The sequence below is a fragment of the Pelagimonas phthalicica genome (genome assembly GCF_004364805.1).
Lineage (GTDB): Bacteria > Pseudomonadota > Alphaproteobacteria > Rhodobacterales > Rhodobacteraceae > Pelagimonas > Pelagimonas phthalicica.
Window position 1 is genome coordinate 32931 of the sequence record NZ_SOAP01000004.1, and the last position, 23963, is coordinate 56893.

General features: G+C 58.5%; 23 protein-coding genes. 7 read left to right on the forward strand and 16 right to left on the reverse strand.

The features are described 5' to 3' along the window. Window positions 1-49 precede the first annotated feature (49 nt). From mutT to CLV87_RS20785, 3 genes are all read right to left on the reverse strand, one after another. Window positions 50-448: an 8-oxo-dGTP diphosphatase MutT gene (mutT, locus tag CLV87_RS20775; RefSeq protein ID WP_099248326.1), complete on the reverse strand. Its 399-nt coding sequence runs from the start codon at window positions 446-448 to the stop codon at window positions 50-52. Between the two features lie 93 nt (window positions 449-541). Further along, window positions 542-1762 (reverse strand): bifunctional glutamate N-acetyltransferase/amino-acid acetyltransferase ArgJ, encoded by a 1221-nt coding sequence (gene argJ, locus CLV87_RS20780; RefSeq protein WP_099248324.1) that lies wholly within the window; start codon window positions 1760-1762, stop codon window positions 542-544. Beyond that, window positions 1763-2611 carry a peptidylprolyl isomerase gene (locus tag CLV87_RS20785; RefSeq protein WP_099248322.1) on the reverse strand — a complete coding sequence of 283 codons (849 nt, stop codon included), beginning with the start codon at window positions 2609-2611 and terminating at the stop codon, window positions 1763-1765. Window positions 2612-2783: 172 nt separating this feature from the next. Here CLV87_RS20785 and secA point away from each other — a divergent pair, with 172 nt between their 5' ends. The 3 genes from secA (at window position 2784) to CLV87_RS20800 (ending at window position 8431) form a co-directional block, all read left to right on the forward strand. Next, window positions 2784-5510, forward strand: a complete 2727-nt coding sequence (gene secA, locus CLV87_RS20790; protein WP_099249289.1) for a preprotein translocase subunit SecA — start codon at window positions 2784-2786, stop codon at window positions 5508-5510. 356 nt (window positions 5511-5866) lie between these two features. Then, complete coding sequence (locus CLV87_RS20795; RefSeq protein WP_099248320.1) at window positions 5867-6838, forward strand: translocase; 972 nt, start codon at window positions 5867-5869, stop codon at window positions 6836-6838. A 33-nt stretch (window positions 6839-6871) separates the two neighbouring features. Next, window positions 6872-8431 (forward strand): phosphate ABC transporter substrate-binding/OmpA family protein, encoded by a 1560-nt coding sequence (locus CLV87_RS20800; RefSeq protein ID WP_099248318.1) that lies wholly within the window; start codon window positions 6872-6874, stop codon window positions 8429-8431. Window positions 8432-8495: 64 nt separating this feature from the next. On the opposite strand, the gene radC is transcribed toward CLV87_RS20800, so the two are convergent. From radC to dnaK, 3 genes are all read right to left on the reverse strand, one after another. Further along, entirely contained in the window at window positions 8496-9260 is a 765-nt protein-coding gene (gene radC, locus CLV87_RS20805; protein ID WP_099248316.1) for a RadC family protein, read from the reverse strand. Window positions 9261-9372: 112 nt separating this feature from the next. Further along, window positions 9373-10527, reverse strand: a complete 1155-nt coding sequence (dnaJ, locus tag CLV87_RS20810) for a molecular chaperone DnaJ (protein ID WP_099248314.1) — start codon at window positions 10525-10527, stop codon at window positions 9373-9375. Between the two features lie 80 nt (window positions 10528-10607). Further along, a complete protein-coding gene (gene dnaK, locus CLV87_RS20815) occupies window positions 10608-12533 on the reverse strand; it encodes a molecular chaperone DnaK (RefSeq protein ID WP_099248312.1) in 1926 nt (641 codons plus the stop codon). A 207-nt stretch (window positions 12534-12740) separates the two neighbouring features. Here dnaK and CLV87_RS20820 point away from each other — a divergent pair, with 207 nt between their 5' ends. Further along, complete coding sequence (locus tag CLV87_RS20820; RefSeq protein ID WP_141561261.1) at window positions 12741-13370, forward strand: alpha-ketoglutarate-dependent dioxygenase AlkB family protein; 630 nt, start codon at window positions 12741-12743, stop codon at window positions 13368-13370. 222 nt (window positions 13371-13592) lie between these two features. On the opposite strand, the gene CLV87_RS20825 is transcribed toward CLV87_RS20820, so the two are convergent. Both CLV87_RS20825 and CLV87_RS20830 read right to left on the reverse strand, forming a co-directional pair. After that, window positions 13593-14273 carry an HTTM domain-containing protein gene (locus CLV87_RS20825; protein WP_099248308.1) on the reverse strand — a complete coding sequence of 227 codons (681 nt, stop codon included), beginning with the start codon at window positions 14271-14273 and terminating at the stop codon, window positions 13593-13595. Further along, window positions 14270-14674 (reverse strand): hypothetical protein, encoded by a 405-nt coding sequence (locus tag CLV87_RS20830; RefSeq protein ID WP_099248306.1) that lies wholly within the window; start codon window positions 14672-14674, stop codon window positions 14270-14272. Before CLV87_RS20830 ends, CLV87_RS20825 begins: the two co-directional genes overlap by 4 nt. A 207-nt stretch (window positions 14675-14881) precedes the next feature. Between CLV87_RS20830 and CLV87_RS23990 the strand changes: the two genes are divergently transcribed. Genes CLV87_RS23990 through CLV87_RS20840 form a run of 3 tightly spaced genes read left to right on the forward strand, consistent with a single transcriptional unit; the run spans window position 14882 to window position 18095 of the window. Further along, window positions 14882-15031: a hypothetical protein gene (locus tag CLV87_RS23990; RefSeq protein WP_166652816.1), complete on the forward strand. Its 150-nt coding sequence runs from the start codon at window positions 14882-14884 to the stop codon at window positions 15029-15031. Window positions 15032-15067: 36 nt separating this feature from the next. Continuing rightward, window positions 15068-17041, forward strand: coding sequence for a hypothetical protein (locus tag CLV87_RS20835; RefSeq protein ID WP_099248304.1), 1974 nt, complete (start codon window positions 15068-15070; stop codon window positions 17039-17041). A gap of 10 nt (window positions 17042-17051) precedes the next feature. After that, entirely contained in the window at window positions 17052-18095 is a 1044-nt protein-coding gene (locus CLV87_RS20840; protein ID WP_099248302.1) for a hypothetical protein, read from the forward strand. A 6-nt stretch (window positions 18096-18101) separates the two neighbouring features. Here the strand turns inward: CLV87_RS20840 and CLV87_RS20845 are convergent, their stop codons facing one another. From CLV87_RS20845 to rpsS, 8 genes are all read right to left on the reverse strand, one after another. After that, window positions 18102-18725, reverse strand: coding sequence for a TIGR02466 family protein (locus CLV87_RS20845; RefSeq protein WP_099249287.1), 624 nt, complete (start codon window positions 18723-18725; stop codon window positions 18102-18104). Window positions 18726-18794: 69 nt separating this feature from the next. After that, the gene (locus CLV87_RS20850; RefSeq protein ID WP_133840863.1) at window positions 18795-19862 is read right to left on the reverse strand and encodes a hypothetical protein; all 1068 of its coding nucleotides are present in this window, start codon (window positions 19860-19862) and stop codon (window positions 18795-18797) included. 382 nt (window positions 19863-20244) lie between these two features. Beyond that, complete coding sequence (locus CLV87_RS20855; protein WP_099248298.1) at window positions 20245-21252, reverse strand: calcium-binding protein; 1008 nt, start codon at window positions 21250-21252, stop codon at window positions 20245-20247. Between the two features lie 103 nt (window positions 21253-21355). Beyond that, the gene (locus tag CLV87_RS20860) at window positions 21356-22036 is read right to left on the reverse strand and encodes a hypothetical protein (RefSeq protein WP_099248296.1); all 681 of its coding nucleotides are present in this window, start codon (window positions 22034-22036) and stop codon (window positions 21356-21358) included. Window positions 22037-22162: 126 nt separating this feature from the next. After that, a complete protein-coding gene (gene rplP, locus CLV87_RS20865; protein ID WP_099248294.1) occupies window positions 22163-22576 on the reverse strand; it encodes a 50S ribosomal protein L16 in 414 nt (137 codons plus the stop codon). A gap of 2 nt (window positions 22577-22578) precedes the next feature. Then, entirely contained in the window at window positions 22579-23301 is a 723-nt protein-coding gene (gene rpsC / locus CLV87_RS20870) for a 30S ribosomal protein S3 (protein ID WP_099248292.1), read from the reverse strand. Beyond that, the gene (gene rplV / locus CLV87_RS20875) at window positions 23301-23681 is read right to left on the reverse strand and encodes a 50S ribosomal protein L22 (protein ID WP_099248290.1); all 381 of its coding nucleotides are present in this window, start codon (window positions 23679-23681) and stop codon (window positions 23301-23303) included. The genes rpsC and rplV overlap by 1 nt, the downstream gene beginning before the upstream one ends. A gap of 3 nt (window positions 23682-23684) precedes the next feature. Beyond that, the gene (gene rpsS / locus CLV87_RS20880; protein WP_099248288.1) at window positions 23685-23963 is read right to left on the reverse strand and encodes a 30S ribosomal protein S19; all 279 of its coding nucleotides are present in this window, start codon (window positions 23961-23963) and stop codon (window positions 23685-23687) included.

Sequence of the window (23963 nt, forward strand, 5' to 3'; positions counted from 1 at the left end):
TGCAACAGGGTGAGGGGTTGCCCCTAATGTCTGGTCCCAGTGCGTAACCCTAGAGCCAATCACGCAAGATCGGGATCAGGGGAATATCTGCCGGGGGCATGGGATAATCGCGCAGCTCGCTGGCGCGGACCCATTTCAGGGTCTGCCCCTCTTGGGCCTGCGGGATACCCTCCCATTTGCGGCAGGCAAAGAGCGGCATGAGCAGGTGGAAATCATCATAGGTGTGCGAAGCAAAGGTCAGCGGAGCCAGACAACTGGCCCAGGTGTCGATGCCCAGCTCTTCTTGCAATTCCCGGATCAGGGCCGCCTCGGGGGTTTCGCCCGGTTCAACCTTGCCCCCGGGAAATTCCCACAGCCCGGCCATGGATTTTCCCTCGGGGCGTTGGGCCAGCAGAATGCGGCCATCAGCGTCAATCAGGGCAACGGCTGAAACAAGAATGGTTTTCACGGGAATGCTCCTGTTCGCGGGCGGGTGCGAGGGGCCAGCCCCTCGCGCTCCCCGGGATATTTTTGGCCCAAAGAAACCATGAGGGCGCGTGTGTTATGATCGGTAATCGGCGTTGATGCTGATATATTGATGGGTGAGGTCGCAGGTCCAGACGGTGGAGCAGCCCTGACCAAGGCCGAGATCGACGGTGATGTCGATTTCTTGTTCTTTCATCAGCGCCGCCCCGTCCTCTTCGCGGTAGCTGTCGGCGACCCAGCCGCTTTCGGCGACAAGCACATCGCCAAAGCGGATCGAGAGCAGGTCACGATCTGCCGCCGCGCCGGATTTACCGATGGCCATGACGATTCGGCCCCAATTGGGGTCCTCGCCAGCGATGGCGGTTTTGACCAGCGGCGAATTGGCGATGGCCAGCGCATGGGTGCGGGCGTCTGCATCATTGGCCGCGCCGGTCACGTTGATGGTGACGAATTTGCTCGCCCCTTCACCGTCGCGCACCACCTGATGGGCAAGGTCGAGAAAGACTGCTTCCATGGCCTTGGCAAAGGCGTCATGACCGGTGACATCAACGCCAGAGGCCCCTGTGGCCGCCATCAAAAGCGTGTCCGAGGTGGAGGTGTCGCTGTCAACCGTGATGCAGTTGAAACTGCGCGCATTTATGCCGCTGACCAGAGCTTGCAGATCGGCGCGGGCGACTTTGGCGTCGGTGAAGATATAGACCAGCATGGTCGCCATATCCGGCGCAACCATGCCCGAGCCTTTGGCAAAACCGGCGATATTGACGGTCTGGCCGTCGATCTCGACCGCGGCTGAGGCCCCTTTGGGGAATGTGTCGGTGGTCATGATCGCCTCGGCGGCGGGTTTCAGTGCGGTTTCATCCAGCGTCGCGACCAGCTCGCCCACCTTGCCGGTGATGCGGTCATGGGGCAGGCGTTCGCCAATCACCCCGGTCGAAGAGGTAAAGACCCGTGTCTCGGGCAGGCCCGTCGCCTCGGCCACCGCCTGGCAGATCGCCGCGACAGAGCCATCACCGGCCTTGCCGGTGAACGCGTTGGAATTGCCCGAATTCACGATGATCGCTGCACCAGCATCGCTGTCAGCGCCAATCTTGGCCTGACAGTCCAGCACGTTAGAGGAGCGCGTCGCGGATCGTGTAAACACCCCGGCCATCACCGACCCCGGATCGAGCACGGCCAGCATGACATCGGTTCGGCCCTGATATTTCACCCCCGCAGCGGCCGCGGCAAAGCGCGCGCCTTTGATCATGGGCAGGTCAGGAAAGTGTTCTGGGGCCAGAGGCGACCGGGGCAGTGTCATTTAGTTCTCCAGCAGGTCGAGATTGGAGAGGATCGAGGTGTCGACATCCTCTTTCTTGGTGCGGGTGACATTGGCGGCATTGACCAGATCTTCGATCTTTTTGGTCACGGTTTGCTGACGGAGCGTGCTTTCAATCTGCGCGCGCACCTGATCCAGGCTTGGGGCCTCTTTGATGCGGGTCTCGTTCAGCTTGATCACGTGCCAGCCAAATTGGGTTTTGACCGGGCCACCCACACCGCCGGGCTCCATTTTTTCCACGGCTTCCTGGAAGGGGGGCACCATCATGCCCGGGCCAAACCAACCCAGCGCACCGCCCCCCGGACCGGATGGGCCGGTGGATTTTTCCTTGGCCAAGGTCGCGAAATCCGCACCGGCGGCCAGCTCGGCCACGATGGCTTGGGCCTCTTCTTCGGTCTCGACCAGAATATGCGAGGCGTTGAATTCCTTGCCCTGCGGGCCATTGGCATATTCTGCCTCATAGGCGGCCTTGATCTCGTCTTCGGGGATCGGCTGTTCGGCCAGTTCGGCCAAGACGACCGAGGCCAGCTGCGAGCGGCGCTCATTGTCCAGCGCAATGCGCACGCGTGGCGTTTCCTTGGCCATCTCATCGGTCGACAGAACCTGCTGCTGAATCAGCTGATCAAGGATCCCGTCCCAAAGCACATCGCCGGGCAGTTGCTGGTACTGTTCAGGCAGAAAGGCGCGGACCATCAACATGTGACCCAGCGTGATCTCGACCCCGTCCACGGTCGCCACAACGCTGTCCACCTTGAGCTCTTCGGCCTGCACAGGCAGTGCCATGCTCACGGTGAGGGCGACGGTGCCCCAGAAATTGCGGGATTTTAACATCGTTTTGGTCCTTCCAGACGGGCCGCGACATGGGCGGCGTTGACACTCCACACCCCCGGGCTTACATGCCGAATGGGCATTTTAAAACCGGTCGTTTCTTCCGTCATATGGGCTGTATGAGCGCCGGGCAAGCAGATGCCGACTGATGTTGGATGAAACAGGTAGATCAAGCATGCTGGGAAAACTCGCGCGAAAGGTGTTCGGCACCCCGAATGACCGCAAGATCAAGGCCACCCGCCCGGTGGTGGCACAGATCAACGCGCTGGAGGACGAGTTTGAGAAACTCGATGATGCCGGCCTGATCGCCAAAACCGAAGAGTTCAAAAAGCGCGTCGCAGATGGCGAATCGCTGGACAAGCTTTTGCCAGAGGCCTTTGCCAACTGCCGCGAGGCCGCGAAACGCGCGCTGGGGCTGCGGGCCTATGATGTGCAGCTGATGGGCGGGATCTTCCTGCATCAGGGCAATATCTCGGAGATGAAAACCGGTGAGGGCAAAACCCTCATGGCAACCTTTGCCGCCTATCTGAACGCCCTGACCGGGCGCGGCGTGCATGTGGTCACGGTGAACGATTATCTCGCCAAGCGTGACGCCGAATGGATGAGTAACGTCTATGGCGCGCTGGGTCTGACCACCGGTGTTGTCTATCCACGTCAGCCCGATGATGAGAAAAAGCAGGCCTATGACGCCGACATCACCTATGCCACCAATAATGAGCTGGGTTTTGACTATCTGCGCGACAATATGAAATCCGAGCTCAAACAGATGAGCCAGCGCGATCATTATTTCGCCATCGTGGATGAGGTCGACTCGATCCTTGTCGACGAGGCGCGGACACCGCTGATCATTTCTGGCCCGGCGGATGACCGTTCTGACCTTTATGTGTCCATCGACAAGCTGATCCCGGATCTTTCGCCCGAACATTACTCGGTCGATGAAAAGACCCGCAATGTGACCTTTACCGATGAAGGCAACGATTTCCTCGAAGAGCACCTTCAGGCCCGTGGCCTGCTGCCCGAGGGTCAGTCGCTTTACGATCCTGAATCGACAACCATCGTGCACCACGTGAACCAGGGTCTGCGTGCCCATGTGCTGTTCACCAAGGACAAAGACTATATCGTCCGCGATGGCGAGGTTGTACTGATCGACGAATTCACCGGTCGTATGATGGCCGGGCGTCGCCTGTCCGAAGGTTTGCACCAGGCGATCGAAGCGAAAGAGGGCTGCAACATCCAGCCTGAAAACGTCACACTCGCCTCTGTGACCTTCCAGAACTATTTCCGCCTCTATGAGAAACTGGGTGGTATGACCGGCACCGCGGCCACCGAAGCCGAAGAATTTGCCGAAATCTACGGGTTGGGCGTGGTCGAAGTGCCCACCAACCGCCCTGTCGCCCGGATTGACGAAGACGACAAAGTCTATCGCACCGGCAAAGAAAAGTTCGAAGCGATTGTCGAAGAGGTCAAGCAGGCCCATGAAAAAGGCCAGCCGGTTCTGGTCGGCACCACCTCGATTGAAAAATCCGAGATGTTGAGCCAGATGCTCAAGGCGGCAGACCTGCCCCATAACGTTCTGAACGCCCGCCAGCACGAGCAAGAGGCGCAGATCGTTGCCGATGCTGGCAAGCTGGGCGGCGTGACCATTGCAACCAACATGGCGGGCCGTGGCACCGACATCAAACTGGGCGGCAATGTCGAATTCAAGATCATGGAGGCCATCGCCGCCGATCCCGAAGGCGATCCCGAGGCGATCCGGGCCCGGATCGAAGAGGAACACACCGCCGACGAGCAGGCGGTCAAAGACGCCGGTGGTCTCTTTGTTTTGGCGACCGAGCGTCATGAAAGCCGCCGCATCGACAACCAGCTGCGTGGTCGTTCCGGCCGTCAGGGCGACCCGGGCAAATCTTCCTTCTTCCTCAGCCTCGAAGATGACCTGATGCGCATCTTTGGCTCGGAACGTCTGGACAAGGTGCTGTCCTCGCTTGGCATGAAAGAGGGCGAGGCGATCATTCACCCCTGGGTGAACAAATCGCTGGAACGTGCCCAGGCCAAGGTTGAGGGGCGCAACTTTGACATCCGTAAGCAGCTGCTGAAATTTGACGATGTGATGAATGATCAGCGTAAGGTGATCTTTTCCCAGCGTCGCGAGATCATGGAATCCGAGGATCTGTCCGAGATCACGCAGGATATGCGCCACGAGGTCATTGACGAGCTGGTCGATATCTATGCACCCGACAAATCCTATGCCGAGCAATGGGACATGGAAGGGCTCTATGGCGCGACCATCGAAAAGCTGGGCCTTGATATTCCGGTCATGGGTTGGGCGGATGAGGATGGCGTCGACCAGGACGTGATCCGCGAACGCCTCGAAGAGGCCAGCGACAAGCTGATGGCCGACAAGGAAGAGGCCTTTGGCTCCGACACCATGCGCCAGATCGAAAAGCAGTTCCTGCTGCAAACCATCGACGGTAAATGGCGCGAGCACCTGCTGACGCTGGAACATCTGCGCTCGGTCGTGGGCTTCCGCGGCTATGCGCAGCGCGATCCGCTGAACGAATACAAGACCGAAGCCTTCCAACTGTTCGAAAACCTGCTGGAATCCCTGCGCGAACAGGTCACCACGCAGCTTGCTCAGGTCCGTCCGATGACCGAGGAAGAGCAGCGCGCCATGATGGCCGAAATGATGCAGCAACAGCAGGCCCAACAGGCCGCCTTGCAGCAGCAAGCGGCGCAACAGGCGGGTGCCGAGGGGGCTGAGACTGCCCTGGCCGGTGATTTTGAACCGCTGATCGAAGGCTTTGACGAAAACGATCCGTCAACCTGGGGCAATCCGGGCCGCAACGATGCTTGCCCATGTGGCTCTGGCAAAAAGTTCAAGCACTGCCACGGGCGTTTGGCGTAAACGTCAAAACAAGGCTCCATCACGCGGAATCAAGGGCCTTGGCCCGCCGCGTGATCGCCGTCCCGCCCCCCGGGATGGCGATTTTCAAGCGTCTGGGTGAACACGGATGCTGTAAAGAGCTTGGCTGAGATAAAGTGGCAAAAAGCAACGGAGCGTCGCCAACCCGCAGGACGGCGACCACACGCCTCCGTCCTTTTTTCTCCCAAGTCTATGCCCCTCTCCCCTTCTGCCCGGCACCAATGCCCCAATTCGCGTCATACGGTATCAAAATGCCGCAATGACTCCGCCGCCCTGCCCCAAGACCGCCATGTTTCCCCGCCATTTTCATCCCGTATCTTCATGAACGGGAGGCCAAAATGGCGCGTCTCAAAAGCACTCTGCTGGCAGGAACGACCCTGGTTTGCGCCTTGGGCATTGGTTATGTCATGCAATTCGGCCTGGCCCTGCCCGGTCAAAAACAAACCGCTGCGGCTGAACCGCTTCAGGTGACCGATGTGGCTGAGGTCTCTTCGGCAACAGCCCTACCGCTGCCCCCCTCCGATGTGCAGTTTGAAATCGACCTGCCCGACCAGAAAATCGAACTGGCCGCCGCGGATGCCGGTCTGGCCGGAACCGACCTGCCGCAGGAACCGCTCAGCGAAAGCTTTGGCTGTGACGTGCGCATGGAATCCAGCCCCGCCGCCGGAGCCATGGTGCGCCTGTCCTTGTCCTCCGCCTGCCATGGCAGCGACCGTGTGACCATCCACCACCAGGGCATGATGTTCACCGAGGTCATGCAGCCCGATGGCACGCTTGACATCACCGTGCCTGCCCTGTCGGAAAACGCGGTCTTCATGGCCTCTTTTGCCAGCGGCGACGGCGCAATGACCACCGCCGAAGTGCCCTCGATGCCCTTCTATGACCGCGTGGCCGTGCAATGGCGCGGCGAGGCCGGGCTGCAATTGCATGCGCTGGAATTTGGCGCTGAATATTTCGGCACAGGCCATATCTGGGCCGATACCAGCGGTGATCTGGGTGCCGCGGCGCGCGGCGAAGGTGGGTTCCTGACCCGTCTCGGCCAACGCGCCGCACCCGAGGCGCAGCTGGTTGAGGTCTATTCCTACCCCACCGGGGCCTCCACCCGCGATGGCGACATCGCCCTGTCGGTCGAGGCCGAGGTGACGGCAGCCAATTGCGACACCATGGTCGAGGCGCAAACTTTTGAACTGGTGGGCGAAGCGGATCTGCGCATCCGCGATCTGACACTGGAAATTCCCGGCTGCGACACTGCTGGTGACTTTCTGGTGTTGAATAATCTTGTCCAAGACCTGACAATCAGCGCGCGTTAACCGCGTCACTTCAGGATCTGGGCAGGGCAAAACATGCAGATTTGGCGTGCGGCGATCATCGCCGCACTTTTTCTATTCGGGCAGGCCATTGCGGCCTTGGCCCAAGACATCACCCTGCGCTCGCGCGATGGCGCGATCGAGCTGACCGGCAGCCTGCTGGGCTTTGATGGCGAGTTCTATCGCATCGAAACCAAATTTGGCGAGTTGACCGTCGACAGTTCCGGCGTGCTCTGCGAAGGCCCGTCTTGCCCCTCGTTGACCGATTACGTGGCACAATTGTCGATCTCGGGCTCGGCCACCATCGGCTCGGTCCTAATGCCTGCCCTGCTCGAAGCCTTTGCCCTGCGTAACGGGCTGACCGCCAAGCGACAAAAGATCGACGCGCACCGCTTTGCCTATGTGCTGACCAATATCCGCAGCCAGAAAACCGTCGGCGTCTTTACCTTTCGCGTGACCAACACCGATGAAGGCTTTGCCGACCTGCTCGCGGATGAGGCCGATATCGTCATGGCCCTGCGCGAGATCCGCGACAGCGAGGTGGCATTGGCGCGCGAGGCCGGGCTGGGGGACCTGGAAAAACCCAATCGCGCCCGCGTTCTGGCGCTGGACGCGCTGGTTCCGGTGGTTGCCCATAACAACCCGGTCGATCAAATCTCGCTCAATGATCTTTCGCGCATCCTGTCCGGTCGCCTGACAAATTGGCGCGAGCTGGGCGGGGTTGATGCCCCGGTCAGTGTGCATCTGCGCGATGCGGGTTCCGGCCTCTCACAAGGGCTGGAGGACCGGGTTCTGACCCCGGCGAATGTGACCCTCGCCCCAACGGCGCAGCGCCATGACAGCAATGGCGCGCTGGCCAACGCCGTGTCGCGCGACCCGTTCGGCATCGGCATTGCCAGTTTTTCGGAAATCGCCAATGCCAAGCCATTGGTGATTGGCGGCGATTGCGGGTTTTCCCTGCGCGCCGCCCGCCGCTCGATCAAGACCGAGGATTACCCGCTGACCGCGCCTATGTTCCTCTATGTGCCTGCCCGCCGTCTGCCCGCATTGGCGCGCGAATTTCTAGCCTTTACCCGCACCCCACCGGCGCAAATCGTCATCCGCCGCGCCGGGTTCGTTGATCAGGCCCCCGAAGAGGTGCCCGTCGATCTGCAAGGCAACCGCTTTACCAATGCGGTGGTGGTGGCCCAAGGGCAAACCGGATTGGCACAGCTGCAACGCATGGTGCGCAGCCTGTCCGAGATGCGGCGGCTGACCACCTCTTTCCGGTTTGAAACCGGTTCGACCCGGCTAGATGCGCAGTCGCGCTCCAACGTACAACAGCTCGCCCGCTCGCTTGAGGCGGGAGTTTATGATGGGCGCAAGCTGGTCTTTGTTGGCTTCTCTGATGGGGTTGGTCCGGCATCAGAAAACCTCGACATCGCCCGCAAACGCGCCGAAACCGTGCGCCGAGCAGTGGAACGCAGCGCTGAAACCGCGGATCTAGACCGGATCGAGATCGCCTCGGACGCCTTTGGCGAGGCCATGCCCATGGCCTGTGACGAAACCTCCTGGGGACGACAGGTGAATCGCCGGGTTGAGGTCTGGGTGCGCTAGAGGCACGCGGTTCCAAATTTCATCGATGAAATTTGCAAATTCCGTGCACGGAATTTGGGTGCGTCTAGAGTAGACCTTCGGCGCGAAAACTCAGCTCGCGGGATTTGCCGATCACCAGGTGGTCATGCAGGGTGATGCCCAGCACCTCACCCGCCTCGCGGATCTGTTCCGTCATCTCAATATCCGCGCCGCTGGGGGTCGGGTCACCGGACGGGTGGTTATGCACCAGGATCAGCGCCGTGGCGTTCAGCTCTAATGCGCGTTTGACCACTTCGCGTGGATAGACCGGCACGTGATCCACCGTGCCTTTGCCCTGTGCCTCATCCGCGATCAGCACGTTTTTACGATCCAGATAAAGCACGCGGAACTGCTCCACATCACCATGCGCCATTGCCGTCTGACAGTAGCTCAACAAGGCGTCCCAACTGCTGACCACCGGCTTTTTCAGCACCTTGGATTGCGCCAGCCGATGCGCCGCCGCCTCAACAATCTTGAGTTCGGTCACCACCGCATCGCCAACCCCCTTAATCTCGGCCAATCGCGAAACAGGGGCCGACAGAACCCCGTTGAAATCGCCAAACAGGCTGAGCAATTGCCGCGCCAGAGGTTTCACGTCGCGGCGCGGGATGGCGCGGAACAGGACCAGTTCCAACAGCTCGTAATCGGGCAGCGCATCCGCCCCGCCGATCATGAACCGCTCGCGCAGCCGGGCGCGGTGATCCTTGATATAAGAGGGCAAGACCTTGGTATCGGGCACCGGTTGGACGGGTGCCTCATCCAGGTCAAACAGCGCAGCCTGTGAATCAGAGAAATGCGGACCTCGGGTCATACCGCAACTTTGCGCTCATCTTGGTGAACAAGTGGTTAAGACGGCAAAGGGGCAAAAAGCAAAACGGCACCCGAAAGGGTGCCGTTCTCAAAGTCTTAACACGAGCAGGAATTTACCCCTTCATCGAATCCCAGAAATTCTTCACCGAAGAAAAGAAGCTGGAGCTTTCGGGGTTGTTATCCTCTGCCAGACCTTCGAATTCGCGCAGCAATTCCTTTTGGCGCGAGGTCAGGTTGACCGGCGTTTCCACCGCCAATTCGATGAACATATCCCCGGTGCCACCGCCGCGCAGGGCTGGCATGCCCTTGCCGCGCAGGCGCATCTGGCGACCCGATTGGCTGCCTGATGGGATTTTCACCCGCGAGCGGCCGCCATCAATGGTTGGCACTTCGATATCGCCGCCCAGTGCCGCCTTGGCCATCGAGACCGGCACACGGCAATGCAGCTCGGTGCTTTCGCGTTCAAAGATCTTATGCTCTTCGACCTCGATAAAGATATAGAGGTCGCCAGGAGGCCCCCCGCGCATCCCGGCCTCACCCTCACCAGACAAGCGAATGCGGGTGCCGGTTTCCACGCCCGCCGGGATATTCACCGACAGCGCGCGCTCTTTCTGCACGCGGCCCGTGCCGCCGCAGCCTTTGCACGGGTTCTTGATGATCTGCCCCAGACCGGAACAGGTCGGACAGGTGCGTTCCACGGTAAAGAACCCCTGGGTCGCGCGCACCTTGCCCATGCCGGAACAGGTCGGGCATGTGGTCGGTTCTGCGCCGCCTTCGGCGCCAGAGCCGTCACATTCGCCACATTGCACTGTGGTTGGCACGTTCAGGGTCTTTTGCAGGCCGGAATAGGCCTCTTCCAGAGTCACGCTGAGATTATAGCGCAGGTCGGACCCACGCGTTGCGCGCTGACGCCCGCCGCCACCGCGACCGCCCATCATATCGCCGAACAGGTCGTCAAACACGTCGGAGAACGCGCTGGCAAAGTCACCCTGGCCGCCGCCAAAGCCGCCACCAGGACGTCCGCCACCGCCGCCCATACCACCCTCAAAGGCGGCGTGGCCATAGCGGTCATAGGCGGCTTTCTTTTCCGGATCCTTCAACACGTCATAGGCTTCGTTCACTTCCTTGAACTGCGCCTCTGCGTCGGGATTGTCGGCATTGCGGTCCGGGTGCAGCTCTTTGGCCTTCTTGCGATAAGCTTTCTTCAGCTCATCCGCAGAGGCGCCTTTGGCCGCTCCCAGGACATCATAAAAATCACGCTTGGACATCTAAGCCCTCCTTTCCAGGAAAGGAAAAGGGCCAGCCCGGGTCCAATGCCCGGACCGGCCCCGATCACTACGACAGGCGCTTATGCGCGTTTGTCGTCACCCAGATCTTCGAAATCGGCGTCAACGATGTCATCGTCACCCGCCGCCGGGCCAGCATCATCCGCGGCGGCAGGTTCATCACCCGCTTCCTCGGCCTGTGCCTTGTAGATCGCTTCGCCCAGGCGCATCGCAACTTCGGTCACGTTCTGGATGCCAGCCTTCAGTTTCTCTGCAGAAACGTCGTCTTTCTCCAGATCGTCCTTCAGCGCGGCAACGGCCAGTTCGATCGCCTCAACGGTGGATGGGTCCACCTTGTCGCCATGCTCTTCAACCGATTTCTCGGTGGAATGCACGAGGCTCTCGGCCTGGTTGCGCGCCTCGACGAGTTCCTTGCGCTCTTTATCGGCTTCGGCGTTTTCTTCCGCCTCTTGCACCATGCGCTCGATATCGTCATCCGACAGACCTCCCGAGGCCTGAATGGTAATCTGCTGCTCTTTGCCGGTGGCCTTGTCTTTGGCGCCAACGGAGACGATGCCGTTTGCGTCAATGTCAAAGGTCACTTCGATCTGCGGCATGCCACGTGGGGCTGGCGGGATCTCTTCCAGATTGAACTGGCCGAGCATCTTGTTATCCGCTGCCATCTCGCGCTCACCCTGGAAAACCCGGATGGTCACAGCCGACTGGTTGTCTTCGGCGGTCGAAAAGACCTGAGACTTTTTCGTCGGGATGGTGGTGTTGCGGTCGATCAGACGGGTGAACACGCCACCCAGGGTCTCGATGCCCAGCGACAGCGGGGTCACGTCCAGCAGAACCACGTCTTTAACGTCGCCCTGAAGAACACCGGCCTGAATGGCCGCGCCCATGGCAACAACTTCGTCCGGGTTCACGCCTTTGTGTGGCTCTTTGCCAAAGAATTTGGTCACCTCTTCGATGACTTTTGGCATACGTGTCTGACCACCAACCAGAACGACTTCGTCGATCTCGGATGTGGACAGGCCCGCATCTTTCAGAGCCGCTTGGCACGGTTTGATCGAAGCTTTGATCAGGTCACCCACCAGGCTTTCCAGCTTGGCGCGGGTCAGTTTCATCACCAGGTGCAGCGGGGCACCGGAGTTTGGATCCATGGTGATGAACGGCTGGTTGATCTCGGTCTGCGTGGCCGAGGACAGTTCGATCTTGGCTTTTTCAGCGGCTTCTTTCAGACGCTGCAGGGCCATCTTGTCCTTGGTCAGGTCGGCACCATGCTCTTTCTTGAACTCATCCGCCAGGTAGTTGACGATGCGCATGTCAAAGTCTTCACCACCCAGGAAGGTGTCGCCATTGGTCGATTTCACTTCGAACAGACCATCGTCGATTTCCAGGATGGTCACGTCGAAAGTACCACCACCAAGGTCATAAACGGCGATGGTTTTGCTTTCTTTCTTGTCCAGACCATAGGCCAGCGCAGCCGCGGTCGGCTCGTTGATGATGCGCAGCACTTCGAGACCGGCGATTTTACCGGCATCTTTGGTGGCCTGACGCTGAGCGTCGTTGAAATAGGCAGGAACGGTGATGACCGCCTGGGTCACCTCTTCGCCAAGATAGCTCTCGGCGGTTTCTTTCATTTTGCCCAGGATAAAGGCCGAGATCTGCGAAGGAGAGTATTTCTCACCCTTGGCTTCGACCCATGCATCGCCATTGCCGCCGTCAACGATGGCGTATGGAACGATGTCTTTATCTTTGGTGACTTCGGCGTCGGTGGTACGACGGCCGATCAGACGCTTAACCGCGAAAACGGTTGCTTCTGGGTTGGTGACAGCCTGACGCTTGGCCGGCTGGCCAACGAGGCGTTCATCGTCGGTAAAGGCGACGATAGAAGGGGTGGTGCGTGCGCCTTCTGCGTTTTCAATAACGCGGGCAGCAGAACCATCCATGATGGCAACGCAAGAGTTTGTGGTGCCGAGGTCGATACCAATCACTTTGGCCATGTTTTCGATCCCTTTCGTTACAGGCGATATCTCGGAGCGATGGACCCATTATGGCATCCGGCTCCGCTTTGCAATGAACACTGGACCGGCCGGATCCAGCGCGTTCGAAGGGTATATAAGGAGCCATCCTGCACCCTGCAAGCATCGCGGTGTCCGCAATTGTGCAGAATTGCTTGGCGAATGTTAGGAATCCGGCAAGAAAGAGGTATGAAGCACGCAATTTCCCCACCGATCCGGCAAAAGGGCTTTGAGATCTATCGCGGTTTTCTGGACCGCAGCGCACAGGAATCACTGGTTGTGACCTTGCGTGACCTGCTGCGCCAGGCGCCATTGTTTCAACCCGTGACCGCTCGGGGCAAACCGATGTCGGTGCGCATGAGCGCGGCGGGGGAGTATGGTTGGATCAGCGACCGGCGCGGCTATCGCTATGAGCCGCAGCACCCAAACGGCACGCCCTGGCCTGCGATTCCTGAGCAAATTTTGGCCATCTGGCAAGCACTTGCCAATGGCGGAACGCCCCCGGATCGCGCGCCGCAATGCTGTCTGATCAACTGGTATGGCGAGGGCACGAAAATGGGCCTGCATCAAGACCGAGATGAGAGCGATTTCGCTTATCCGGTCGTGTCGGTCAGCCTCGGCGATGAGGCACTGTTTCGCATGGGCAATGTCGAACGCGGCGGCAAAACCGAATCGATCTGGCTGCAATCAGGGGATGTGGTGGTGATGGGTGGTGAGGCCCGGCTGGCCTATCACGGGGTGGACCGCCTGCGCTTTGGCTCTTCGACCCTCTTGCCACAAGGGGGGCGCATCAACCTGACTTTGCGCGTGGTGACGTGAGGGGTTTCCTGTTCGGTTAGAAGCGGTTAGCCGCGTGGTCGCCGTCCCGCGGGTTGGCGAACAAGCATACGTTTCTGCCACTTAATCTCAGCCAATCACTTTCCATCATCCGTGTTCACCCAGACGCCAGCTAAATCGCCGTCCCGGGGGGCGGGACGGCGATCACGCGGCGGCCCAAGGGCCTTGATTCCGCGTGATAAGAACCGCGTTGAAAGAAGCCACCTACCCCAACACCCGATCCTGAAACCAGATCAGCGACGGATAGGCGCAAAGCCAGATCCAGAAAAACCGGTTCAGCCCGAACAGGCAGGCATTGGCCAGATGAAACGTTCCGGCGACCACCAGAGCACCGATCAAAGCCGCCGGATGCAACAGGCTCAGCGGGAACAGCACCTCAAACCCCATCACCGCCCAGCTCATCAACCAAAGCACCCCCGGGCGTTCGGCCCAGCCGCGCAATCGCTCAGATACCGGATAGGCGGAAAAGCGAAACACATCGCACAATGCCTCCCCACTGCGCCACTCCGCCTTGATGATCTTGATGTAACCCGAAACGAAATAGGACAGCACCAGCTGCACCGCGAGATAGGCCATCGCCATCTCTTGCCAGCGTGTATCCGGGGCGAGGTGATAGGCCGACAAACAAGCCGTGATCAGCAAGGTCATCTTGTCCGAGCCGCCATTGTACGGCCCGTCAAACCGGTGCAGCAGCACGACCCCATAGGCAAACAACGCCCAGGTGACCCAAGCCTGCTGCCAGCCCGAAACCAGCACCAGCGCCAAAATCAACCTCGGCAGAAACAACAGCCGATCCCGCGCGCCTGCCAGATGCTCGGCGGATTGCTGTGCCACGGCCAGCCCCAGCATCACCGACATGACCTGCACCACCTCCGGCAGGCTCATGACACGTGCTCGGCCACCGGCAAAACCGGGCTTTCATAATCGATGAATTTCACGATCTGCGTGCCCTCGCGCTGCAAGAACACCAAGCGAAACTGAAACCGCTCCCCCCCTGTCAAACCCGCGCGCACCAGGCGCTCCAGCTCGGCCCGCGCATGGTCGCGCCCGTCCTCGGCCAGCCGCTCTGACAAGCTGACCATATAAAGCTGCTCATTCCGCCTTGGGTTCCAAACCAGCCGCCGCGCCATCCGCGCCAAACCCACCCGCTCCGGGATCGGCCTTGCCTCCTGCCAGTCCCCCGCATCGACCCGCAGCTCAACCCGGGGCGAGGCCGCAACCGTCTTGAAAAACCGCCACGAGGGCAGCAGAGCGGGCAAAAGCAGGGATATCGTCTTGGCGATCACAGGCGGCCTCGGGCAATGTCTCCCCTCTCCATTATCTCATGGCGATTACCAAACTGTTTCCTACCCTCAAAGTTGACCATTGCCCTGTCGCTCATTAGGGTCAGGATGCATTGATTTGGCGTCACTGGCGCAGGAAGAGCAATAAAGCAGAGGTTTTGGGCGCGCAGGAACTGGCAGGGTCAATTTCAAGCGGTCAAGGCCGCTGCTTTGCAGCGCTTCCCGCGTCAGGACGATTTACCTGATCTTGCCCCTGATCTGCGTTACATCACCTTGAAATACAACCAGTATTTCCGCGTCGATGTGTCTTGTCAGGAACAAGATCAGGTAAACCAGTGGCGTCAAATCAATGCATCCTGACCCTAACGTCAGACCCGATTGCGGAAAGGTATTGAGATGAGTGTCGCACTATTGGCTTTGCTGGCTTTGGGTCTGCTGACCCCTTTGATGTTTACATCGGATGATAACGGGGCGTCAGACGATCCCGAGCCAACCGAAGATGACCCGATCACCGAACTTCAAGGCGACAGCTATACCGGCACCTCTGGCAATGACACGCTTGACCTCGATCCACGCGACGGTGGGTATAACGGCGTCTCGATAGATGCCGGGGCCGGGGATGATCTGCTTGACCTGTCTGACGAAGACGCCGTGCGCGAGTCCTATGAAACCTGGGTCGATGCGCATTGGGTTGGCGGCACCGTGCTCGGTGGGGAAGGCGACGATACGATCAATATCAGCGGAGAATCCAGCCTCATTGACGGGGGACCCGGCAACGACTCAATCGACAATCATTTTGGAGGCCAATCCACCATCATCGGCGGCTTGGGGGATGACGTGCTTCATCTTGCAACATCCGGTCAAGGATATGGCGAGGCCTACGGCGGAGAAGGCAACGACACATTGTCAGGGGTCGAAGCCGCCCGCTTATACGGTGAAGAAGGTAATGACAGGATCGAAGTCTCTGGCGTAGGGGACCGCGGAGCTGGATATTTCGTTACGGGCTATGGCGGAGTGGGTGACGACACACTGGCTTTCGAAGGCTCTGCTATCTCAAACGCTTATGATGATAGCCCCAACAGCCTCTATGGCGGAGAGGGCAGCGATACGTTCGAGTTAACCTTGAACGAAGGTGGTGACTTCAACCATGAGTCCGTTGAACAACCCGACGGAACCTGGCGCATGGAGTCGATCATAATAGGCGACTTCGAACCCGGCATTGACCAGCTCCAGATCGAGCTTGAGGTCCAGAATGACGGCTACGCCCCGACCACGGCCCGCATCGAAGGCTCGGACCTGATCATCCGCTACGAACATGCCAGCGAACCGATCCGGGATGTTGTCATTTCGACCGGCACCACAGAGCTGAGTTTTGACGACATCACCTTTACCGGCGACCACATCCCGGCGGTCTTGCAAGAAGATGAACCGCAACTGGTCACCGAGCTGCCCTTCAATTCCTTTGCCGGAAGTGACGGCAATGACACGCTTGACCTCGATCCACGCGACGGTGGGCATAACGACGTCTTGATCGATGCCGGTGCCGGAGATGATCTGCTGGATCTGTCTGACCGAGAAACCTTCGGGGTTTATGAAACCTACGAGAACGCCTTGCTGAACAGCAGCACTGTGCTCGGCGGCGAAGGCGATGACACCATCATGTATATCGGAGATGGCAACCTTATCGATGGCGGACCCGGAAATGACAGTATCAACGCAGATGAATTTTCAGGCGGCGGGGAAATTCATGGTGGCTTGGGCGACGACTATATTGACCTGATCACGGATTCTGAACCTGGTTTTGCCCATGGCGGTGCTGGTAACGACACCTTAACCGGTGGGGGTGCCGGTGGACTTTATGGCGATGAGGGAGATGACCGTATCTATGTCGGAACGGCAGGTGACCGCGGCGCAGGTTATTTTATGATTGGCCATGGCGGTGCCGGCAATGACACGATGGTCATCAATGGCTCAGCGATTACAAACCCGCAGGAATGGTCCCCGTCCAGTGTTTATGGCGATGAGGGAAGCGATACGTTCGAACTCACCTTTGATGAAGGTCGGGCCGATTTAGATAGCTCGGTTTTAGTTACGAATGGCGTCGCAGAATTGGATTTGGTGAACCTGCCCGACTTCGAACCCCGCATTGACCAAATCGAGATCGAGCTTGAGGTCCAGAATGACGGCTACGCCCCGACCACGGCCCGTATCGAAGGCTCGGATCTGATCATCCGCTATGAACATGCCAGCGACCCGATCCGGGATGTTGTCATTTCGACCGGCACCACAGAGCTGAGTTTTGACGACATCACCTTTACCGGCGACCATATCCCGGCTGTCTTGATACCCACCGCCCAGGCGGCCAACTGAGGATTTCCCAATGAGTATTGCTTTACTTGGTCTTCTTTCCCTTGGTCTGCTGCTGCCCCTGTTCATGGGCTCTGACAGTTCGGACAGTGACGAGGATAGCTCGGCAACCGAGCCGCTTGACCTGACCGAGATCGACGGAGACAGCATCCTCGGCACCGAGGGCGATGACACCCTGAACATCGACGCGCGTGATGGCGGTTTTGAGGGCATCACGTTAGAGACCGGTGCGGGAAATGATCTGCTCAACCTGTCTGTCACCGGCCCCGACGATACACCCCGTGATGCAACTTGGTGGTGGTCACAAATCGACATGGGCGAAGGCGATGACACGATCGATGCCTCTGTCGAGCTCAGCCATGTGCAGGGTGGGGACGGGGATGATATCATGTCCTTTGATCATGCCGGTGTCAGCACCATCGAAGGTGGAGCGGGCAATGACCTGATCGAAGCACCCTATATCGATGAGACCGAAATTTATGGCGGCGAGGGTGATGATACGATCCGCGTCGAGGATGCCGCAGGGTCGATAGGCACCATCCGCGGAGGTCCAGGGGATGACCTGATCGAAACCGGGGGGCCAGGCGATAGGGGAGCAGGTTATTTCGCCAGCACATACGGGGATGAGGGCGATGATACGATTTCCTATACCAGCGGCGACGTTTCCTTCTTCCTCGCCAGCCCCAACTCCATTTATGGCGGCGAGGGTGCGGATCTGTTCCAAGTCCATTTCAACGAAGGGCTCTATTCCGAAGAAACAGACCCGGAGCTTTCACATGACGCCATCCAGCCCGACGGGACTTACAGGTTTGGGGTCGTAGACATTGAGGACTTTGAAACGGGTGTGGATCACATCGAAATCCACGCCGATATTGCGGGTGACGGCTACGAAATCACCTCGGCCCGCATTGAAAACGGGACCCAATTGATTGTCAGGTATGAACACGAAACGGAACCCACCCGCGACCTGGTGATCACTGCGGGGGCTGGTCTTGATTGGGACGACGTCACCTTTGTCGGAGATCACATTCCGCCCGTCCTGCAACCGGTGGCGTGATCCGGCTCACTCCCACTTGTAGTTAAAACTCACACTGACGCGGTTGTCTTCGTCGGCCATGTTCAGCCCGACCTCATGGCGCAACCAGCTTTCCCAGAGCAGCACGTCACCGACCTCGGGCTTGGCATAGAAAAACGTCTTGAGGTCGTCACGCGCCGATTTCTTGCGTGGTGGGGCGGCCATCATCATCGGCAGGCGCGGATCTTCGAGTTTCAGCGAGGCCGCGCCATCGGGCATCGACACATAGGTAGTGCCGGAAATCACCGAATGCGGGTGGATATGGCTGGAATGGGTGCCGCCGGGGGGTAGGATGTTGATCCAGATATCCTCAAGCACGACACTCTTGTCGCCAAGGTCAAAATCCAGCTCTTCGACAAAGGCCGCCACATGGGCGTCCAGCACCTTGACCAGATCGCCAAAGATCGGAAAGCGCCAGGGTAGATCGGTCAGCGAGGCATAAGAGGTATAGCCCGGATAGCCCTCGGTCTCGCACCACTCCTGCCCGGCCTCGTCATCTTCAGCGATGGAATAGCAAGAGGCCTCCAGCTCATCCGGGTCAATCGCCGCTCCCAATTCGGACAGGCGGGCGCGATACAGGCGGGTGGCAAACAGCGATTTGATTTCAGACATCTTGGACATCCCGAAGGTTAGGCGTTCACCACCGCCCTATCCCCAGACGCCCCCCGCCGCAACCCGGCCTTACGCCGCAACCGGTGACAGCACCGCGTTATCAGCACCAGCCAGGGTGATCTGATCCCAGGTCAGCCCGTCTGTGTCCAAACGGATCATGATCTCACGCGGTAGCAAGTATTCCTGATATTCCAACGGGATATATGTCACCACAATCCCGTCCCCTTCGATCCGGACCGAGCCAACCTCGAACTGATCGCTTTCCGGGGTCAGGTTCAACTGCAAGGTTTCGGTCTGTGGATCGAAATCGGTCAGAGTCAAAGCCGTTGTTCTCACTGCAGTTCCGTCTGAGTTTTCCAGAAAGCTAAAGTCTTCCTGGAATAGAGACAGTGCGTCGGGGTCGGAGACGGTCTCATCGCTCAGTTCAAGCCCCTCATTCAATTCAACGATAAAATGGTCCACCCCGCCGTTGCCCAGAACGCCATCAGTGGTCCAATCTTCACCCTGGATTGGAAACCAAAACTCATGATCAACAGTGACATCTAGAGTATCATTGCCTTCACCGCCCGACGTTGAGGTAAAGAAGCCCGTTCCACCGGGGTACCCGACGAAGGTCAGGATGTGGTCGTCGCCCGCGCCGCCAGTGACCACAGTTGAGGCGGATTCACTCACGTCAATCGTGTCATTGCCGTCCCCGCCATGAACCTCTGCCTCAAAGGCCCCGGGTGCCAGGATGGAATCGTCACCGTCACCGCCAAGTACGTGGTGACCAAATTCCAGCCATCCATAGGTCGCGGCAAAAGTGTCATCGCCGTCGCCCATGTCAACGACATCCGGAATACCGGTGTCGTTCAAACTCATATCAGGGTTGTCTTCGACCCAATTCTCGGGCACCCGCAAATCCACCAGATCATCGCCATCACCGGTGGAAATGGTGGTCGGCACAATCCCATCATCGATATCGTCAAAGGTGATGACATCATCGCCCTGGGTCCCATACAGGTTCCCCTCATCGTCGATTTCTAGATCCGGGTTCGAAGGTTCATCATCCTCCGACCCGCCGCTGCTGCCGCTATCAATAAATGCGGTCCCAAGCAGGGCGAGCGAAAACAAAGCAAGTAAAACACCTAGTCCCATAATGACACCTTAGGGCCAGGACCCCATAATTTACAACGCTCAGTTCATCTGATTTTGTTCCAGACCAGGCATATGCCCGCAGGAATAGTGGTTCTATTTCAAGGGTATATAACACAGGCTGGGGCAAAATCACATGAACCCGAAGGGCATGGAGAAATACAAGCTCTAAGTGGCTCGGCTTTCTTGCCAAGGCAACCAGCCTTGTCTGCGACAATCCAAACCACTGATAACTCGTATTTTTCCATGCTGAGTATTGCAAATTATGGGGTCCTGGCCCTTAGCACAAAAGTCAGCAAACACTGCTACTTTAGCGGGATTACGGGGTCAGAACAGGTTAATTCGATTTGGAAACAAATTGTTTCCGTTGGTTCTAATGCTGGGGTCAGACTTCGACCACCGTCACCTGATCCATTGTCATACCTTCGGTATTCATGCGGATCAAAATCTCGCGGTCGAGCTGTTCTCCGGTGCTTTCGTAGCGCACGATCACACCCTCTTCCTCGATCCGCATCGAGCCGAGCGTGTAGTCGTCATTGACAGATTCTACCTGCAATTCGAGCGTTTCAGTCGCCGGGTCGAAATCCTCAAACGCCGCCGCTTCGACGCGCCAGGCGGTGCCATCTGCAGTTTCCAGATCATCCCATGCGTCACCGACCGTGGGGTCATCAGCATCCAATGCCCCCTCATCCAGCGCCACAACAAAGTGATCCGTGCCTGTGCCACCATTCACTTCCAGGTTGTCATTCAAGGCCCCAGGCTCATCGAAATCCGTGACCGCCTGAACCGACAGCGTGTCGTTCCCATCACCGCCATTTACATCGATGACATGACCCGTGCCGCCAAATGCGCGTCCAATACCACTAATCAGGTCATCACCCTCGCCACCGTCAACATCGACATTTGTGGTCATGTTGAGGTCAATCGTATCGTTGCCCGCTCCGCCGTTGATCGATGAAAGATCACCTGAAACCTCTTCGAGATCGATCACATCATTCCCTGCGCCACCAGACACCGTAGTACCGGCAATCGGCCCCGTCAGCGTATCGTCGCCATCGCCCAGATCAAAGCGGATGCTGGACACAACGCCCAGGCCCGTCTCCCCTTCAGCTGCGCTAAGATCAATCAGATCGTCACCTGCCCCAGCCTCGACATCCTCAGCCAAAGAGGTATCCAAATCATCCCGCGTCAGGGTGTCATCGCCCTCGGTCCCAGCCAGGATGCCGTCGCCGTCCAACTCAAAGCCCGAGCTTTCTTCATCATCGCCCAGAAATCCCAGATCAGTGTCTCCGCTGTCTGGTGAGTCCGCCTCAGCGTCACCGCTCCCCTCGATCACAAACGGAGCGCCCATGATGGCAGCCACCAACAAACCGAATATCAATCCACCACCCATGGCACTCTCCAATCATGCGGGTACAAGACGTCCTCATCTTATGGTGGTTTTTGACTAAAATGCGGTTCAAATGCGGCGGAAACTGTGTGTTTCCAAACGTGCTCTACACGCTCAACTCGCCCGACGGGCTTAGAAACACAGCCTCGGCCAGATTGTCCTCCGGCAGAAAGGCCCGCGGCAGGCCGGTCGCAGAAAACACCGGCCGCGCGCTTGTCTCTTCGGCAATGCTCAGCTCAGCACCATTGGCCAACCGCAGTGACAGGCTGACCCGCCCCAAAGTGGCCGAGGTGATCTCCTGCCCCTCAAGGCGCGTGATCAGCGCCCGGTCATCCCCATCGATGATCCAGCCCTCGCCTTCGCCATCCGGCTCAAGGATACGGCCATCAACCTGTACCCAATGGGCGGCCCCGGTGATCGGGATGATCAGCCAGTCCTCATCCTCAAACAGCAGGCCGACAAAGCCGAAATCACCCATTCCATAGGAGCCCAGCCGCGTCATCACCGAAGCAATGCGCCGCCCCACCAGATCCGAGCCACTGACCGGTTTGGGCACCAGCGGCACCAACTCGTAATCGCCAAACATCCCACCCTGTTCCGCCTCGGGCAGGGGGCGGGTGAAATCCGGGATCATCAGATCCTCTTGTACCAATGGGGATTGCGCCGGCAGGGTCTCAACGAATTTCTGCATCTCATTGGCAACCACCCGTTTGGCAACCGGATTGCCCTTATCCGCAGCATTCACCACCGCCAGATTGATCTTGCCTTTGATATGCGAAAACACCACGCCCCTCCCCCTCTGGGTGCAAGGACATTAACAATTCGCGCAAAAAGAAAAACCCCTGACGTGACAACGCCAGGGGTCAATCTTTGGGTAGGGTGGGGTTTGACCCCACCGAGACCTTAGTCAGGCTTACCAATCTTCGCGAACAACAACGCGGGTTTTCACTGGCAGTTTCATCGCGGCCAGACGCAGCGCTTCACGGGCGATATCTTCGGCAACGCCGTCGATTTCGAACATGACGCGGCCCGGCTTCACTTTGCAGGCCCAACGGTCAACAGACCCCTTACCTTTACCCATACGAACTTCGATAGGCTTGGCAGTGATCGGGGTGTCAGGGAAGATGCGGATCCAAACACGGCCCTGACGCTTCATGTGACGCGTCATGGCACGACGGGCGGCTTCGATCTGACGGGCAGTGACACGCTCAGGCTCAAGAGCCTTCAGACCGTATGTGCCGAAGTTCAGATCAGAACCCCCTTTGGCAAGGCCTTTGATCCGGCCTTTGTGCATCTTGCGGAATTTAGTACGCTTTGGCTGAAGCATAGTTACCCCCGGTTATCGCGACGACCACCACCGGCACCACGAGGTGCTGGGCCGTCTTGAATTTCTTGTGACTTGCGGTCACGTGCTGCCGGATCGTGCTCCATGATCTCGCCTTTGAAGATCCAGACCTTGATCCCGATGATACCATAGGGGGTCGAAGCTTCGACTTGGCTGTGATCGATATCCGCACGCAGGGTGTGAAGAGGCACGCGGCCCTCACGGTACCATTCGGTACGCGCGATTTCAGCACCACCCAGACGGCCAGCAACGTTCACGCGGATGCCCAGGGCACCCATACGCATGGCGTTCTGAACAGCCCGCTTCATGGCGCGGCGGAAGGAAACACGGCGTTCCAGCTGCTGAGCAATGCTCTCACCAACCAGCTGGGCGTCCAGCTCTGGCTTGCGCACTTCTACGATGTTCAGGTGCAATTCGCTGTCGGTCATCGCCGCCAGTTTCTTGCGCAGAACTTCGATGTCAGCACCTTTTTTGCCGATGATCACGCCCGGACGCGCGGTGTGAACAGTCACACGGCACTTTTTGTGGGGGCGTTCAATGATCACACGCGCAACACCAGCCTGCTTGCACTCGGCGTGGATGAATTCGCGGATCTTGAGATCTTCCAGCAGCAGATCACCATAGTCTTTGGTGTCAGCGTACCAACGGCTGTCCCAGGTGCGGTTCACCTGCAGACGCATACCGATCGGGTTTGTTTTATTACCCATTAGGCTTGCTCCTCAACCTGACGCACCTTGATGGTGAGTTCCGAGAACGGCTTGTTGATGCGACCAAAGCGACCACGGGCACGTGGGCGACCACGCTTCATGATCAGGTTCTTGCCAACATAGGCCTCGGCGACGACCAGTTCGTCAACGTCCAGACCGTGGTTGTTCTCTGCGTTTGCAATGGCAGATTGCAGGCACTTTTTCACGTCTTCAGCGATACGCTTTTTCGAGAAGGTCAAGTCCACCAGGGCCTTGTCCACCTTCTTGCCGCGGATCAGCTGTGCAACGAGGTTCAGTTTCTGCGGGCTGGTGCGCAGCATGCGCAACTTGGCCATCGCTTCATTATCCGCCACGCGGCGGGGATTCTTATCCTTGCCCATGGCTTACTTCCTCTTGGCTTTTTTGTCGGCCGCGTGACCGTAATAGGTCCGGGTCGGGGAATATTCGCCGAACTTCTGGCCGATCATGTCCTCGGTTACGGAAACCGGGATATGCTTTTGGCCGTTATAAACGGCAAAAGTCAGACCAACGAATTGCGGCAGGATGGTGGAACGGCGCGACCAGATCTTGATCACTTCGTTCTTGCCCGACTCGCGTACCTTTTCGGCCTTTTTCAGGACGTAGGCATCGACAAAGGGGCCTTTCCAAACAGAGCGAGACAT